This is a genomic window from Bradyrhizobium sp. LeoA1Lang (genome assembly GCF_055413685.1).
On record NZ_JBVAPG010000335.1, the window covers coordinates 1 to 3,458 of the forward strand.

Below are 3,458 nucleotides of genomic sequence, written 5' to 3' on the forward strand. Positions count from 1 at the left end.
CAGCCGGTGTGATATCTCTCGTCATGGCGTTGCTCTCCTTTGTGGAATCAGCACCCCGAGCCTACCGGCTCAAGGTGGGCAACGCCGACCTCTTCAGTAATTCAACAGAACCCGGGACATCCCCTGCATGCGTGCCTGAAGTCCATCAAGCCAGGCGCCAAGGTGATATCGCGAGCGATCAAGATGTGTCACGCAGGAGCGGGCGCCGTGGATGATCATCCGGCGCAGATATCGGTTGCCGCGCTTGCTTATCCCCAGCACCTTCGTTTTGCCTCCCGTAGAGTATTCTCTGGGAACAAGACCCAGCCAAGCTGCCATATCGCGGGCCTTTTTGAACTGTCGGGCAGATCCAGCTGCTGCTAAAAGCGCGGTCGCCGCGAGTGGACCAAAGCCCGGGATAGTCATTAATCGACGTGCGGTATCGCTTTGAGAGGCAACCGCCTCAATCTCGCGGTTGACTTCAGCAATCCGCAGCTCCAGCTGCCGCAGCTCGTCGAATGTAGATGCCAGAATGCGACGCATGGCCGACGTTAGATCATTCGATTCATCTGCCAAAACCCTCGGCAGATCTGCCTTGAACTTGCCGGCGCCCTGGTGAATAGCGATCCCATATTCCAGGCAAAAAGCGCGCATCTGATTTATGAGACACGTCCGTTGCGAAATCATCCTATCGCGAACACGATGCAGCGCTTGTAGGTCAATGTGTTCAGGCGACCGTATCTCGACGAAGCGCATTGTTGGTCGCGTCACTGCTTCCGCGATCGCTGCGGCATCGATGATGTCACTTTTGTTGGACTTTACATAAGGCTTGACGAATTGAGCCGGAATAATGCGGACGGTATGCCCCATCGCGGCGATCTTGCGTGCCAACCATTGCGAGCCGGAGCAGGCTTCCATCCCCACCAGAGCCGGCCCGGCGCGTTCGAAGAACTGCAAGAGTGTATCGCGCCGAAACGTCGCCTTCTGGATCGGCATTCCGGCGGCGTCGAGCCCAACGACGTGGAAAAGGTTCTTGCCAATATCGATCCCAAACACCGTTGCCGGCCTGGGTTTGTTCCGTGTCCTCATTGCTTCCTCCTTTTAAAAGCCAACTCAGTCTGACCGAGAGGATGGGGCGGGTCATCCCATTAATGGTGACGCCCGTTGCAAGGCGGCAGGCTGTGGCTCACCTTTGTTCGAGTTTTGAGGTCAGTCAGCGGCGGGCGTGTGAAGTGATTGGGGCTGATCGGTCCTCGGTGCGTTATCTCAGCCTTCGGCCTGACGACGCGACCATTCGCGTCCGGCTGCGCGAGTTGGCGTCGGTGCGCCGGCGCTTTGGCTATCGCCGTCTGCTTCTCATGATCCGCAGTGAAGGCGCGCTTATCAACCACAAGAAGCTGAGGCGGCTGTATGCCGAGGAGCGGCTGCAGGTTCGCCGGCGAGGTGGACGCGAAAGAGCTCTCGGAACACGGGTTCCGATGGAGTTGCCGCAGGGACCGAACCAGCGCTGGTCACTGGATTTCGTCAGCGACACGCTGACCGACAGCCGACGCTTCCGTATCCTGGCTGTCGTTGATGACTTCACCCGGGAATGCATCGCATTGGTGGCCGACACGTCGTTGTCGGGGATCCGGGTGGGTCGTGAGCTCGATGCCGCGATCGCCCGACGAGGCCGCCCAACGATGATCGTCAGCGACAACGGGACCGAGCTCACCAGCATGGCCATCCTGCGTTGGTCGCAGCTCACCCGGATCGAGTGGCACTACATCGCGCCGGGCAAGCCGCAGCAGAATGCCTTCGTGGAAAGCTTCAATGGACGACTGCGCGACGAGTTGTTGAACGAGACGTTGTTCTCGTCACTCGATCATGCTCGGGAGCTGCTCGCCGAATGGCAGGACGATTACAACACCGTTCGTCCGCACAGCGGGATCGGCAACCTGCCGCCATCAACTTACGCCAGGCTAACAGCGTCCGACATGCAACGGGACGGGACGCTGCGCTGTGTCGAGGGCTCCGCGCCCCGTCCCGTTGCATCACCAAGCCACACAGGCTCAAATGACCAAAGGATTCCGCCCATCGCTGGATGACCTTTGGGGCTCAGGTCAGAGTCGATAGCATTCCTGCGCCGGTACCTTGAACGTGATGCTCTTGCAAAGGGAGGGCTTTGCACAATGGGCTGAGGGATGATTCTCTAAACCATGGCTGATTCTGGCGAGGGGGGCCATGGTTGAGCGCAATGTCGATCAGATGAGCTTGGCGGACGGCTTGGTTCAGGCGCCGCGAAGCAGCATCCTGGACGAGGTCGAAGCGGTCGTGGATTGGAGGCCGCTGCGGTCGTTGCTTGGCAAGCGGGGCGGCGATGGTCCCGGCAACAGCAGTTATCCGGCGGAGGTCTTGCTTCGCTGCTTGCTCGCCGGGATATGGCACAATCTGTCTGATCCCGCGCTGGAAGCCGCCATCGCGGATCGATTGTCGTTTCGTCGCTTTGCTGGTCTGAGCCTGCACGATCAGACCCCCGATCACGCCACATTGTGGCGGTTTCGACAGGAACTCGCGAAGGATGGGCTGATCGAGAAGGTTTTCGCCGAGATCAATCGGCAGTTGGAGGCCAGGAAGCTGATCCTCAAACAGGGCACGCTGGTCGACGCTTCGTTGATTCCGGCACGAGCCAATCCGCCCCGCAAGGCGCGCAAGGATGGCGAGGATAAGCCGCCCAAACCCTCTGCGGATCGCGATGCTCGCTGGGGCCGCAAAGGCAAGAAGTGCGTGTTCGGCTACAAGGTTCACACGGGTGTAAGATGCCGGTCACACCATCATTCGTCGCGTCCATATGACGGATGCCTCGATCACCGACACGGAGCCCGCGGATCGTTTGTTCTGTGGTGATGAGAAGCGGCCTATGGCGATCAGGCCTACTACACCCATGCCCGGCACGCGCGTCTGACCGAAGCCGGCATCAAGGACCGCCTGATGCGTCGCCCCAATAAACACCATCCCGAACTGCCGCCACGGCAGAAGCTGCGCAACAAACTGATCGCCAAGGTGCGCGCCGCCGTGGAACGTCCGTACGCCGTGTTCAAGGAGCACTACGGCCTGCGACGACTGCGCTTCTTCAACCTCGAGCGCAACCAGACGCCCGTCGTGCTGGCCTGCTGCGCCTATAATCTGCGTCGCGCAGCCAGCGCGTTGGCCGCTCAACGCCAGGAGTCTGCCCTCGCTTGAAAAGCGGGGGACAACAAGGAGCGAAACGAGCAAGATGTCGCTCATGGTAGCGGGCTCATATCAAAAAAACCCCACAACACACCTCAGAAGCCCGCTCGCCGCTCTGTGCAAAGCCCTCAAAGGGAGAGAGCCTAGTGGTTCATCACAGTGGTTTTGACTCTTTGGCTGCAGCGGGATAGGCGCGGCGGAGTTTGGCGCGGGCTTTGTCGGTTGTGAACATCCATTTGATGCGGTCTCGCGTTTTATTTCGCTGCCGC

1 protein-coding gene and 3 pseudogenes are annotated in these 3,458 nt (G+C 59.8%); 3 read left to right on the top strand and 1 reads right to left on the bottom strand.

The annotated features are described in order from the left end of the window. Nucleotides 1-126 precede the first annotated feature (126 nt). Nucleotides 127-1,068 (bottom strand): annotated as a pseudogene (locus ACZYOF_RS42975) (IS110 family RNA-guided transposase); the annotation flags it as partial. A gap of 62 nt (nucleotides 1,069-1,130) precedes the next feature. Here ACZYOF_RS42975 and ACZYOF_RS42980 point away from each other — a divergent pair. From ACZYOF_RS42980 to ACZYOF_RS42990, 3 genes and pseudogenes are all read left to right on the top strand, one after another. Continuing rightward, nucleotides 1,131-2,066, top strand: a pseudogene (locus tag ACZYOF_RS42980) (IS3 family transposase); the annotation flags it as partial. A gap of 136 nt (nucleotides 2,067-2,202) precedes the next feature. Then, entirely contained in the window at nucleotides 2,203-2,865 is a 663-nt protein-coding gene (locus ACZYOF_RS42985; RefSeq protein ID WP_463719515.1) for a transposase, read from the top strand. 24 nt (nucleotides 2,866-2,889) lie between these two features. Continuing rightward, nucleotides 2,890-3,201 (top strand): annotated as a pseudogene (locus tag ACZYOF_RS42990) (transposase); the annotation flags it as partial. Nucleotides 3,202-3,458 lie beyond the last annotated feature (257 nt).

Coding starts and splice junctions, on each gene's coding strand:
- ACZYOF_RS42985 (WP_463719515.1), top strand. CDS start 2,203: ATGGTTGAGCGCAATGTCGATCAGATGAGCTTGGCGGACGGCTTGGTT.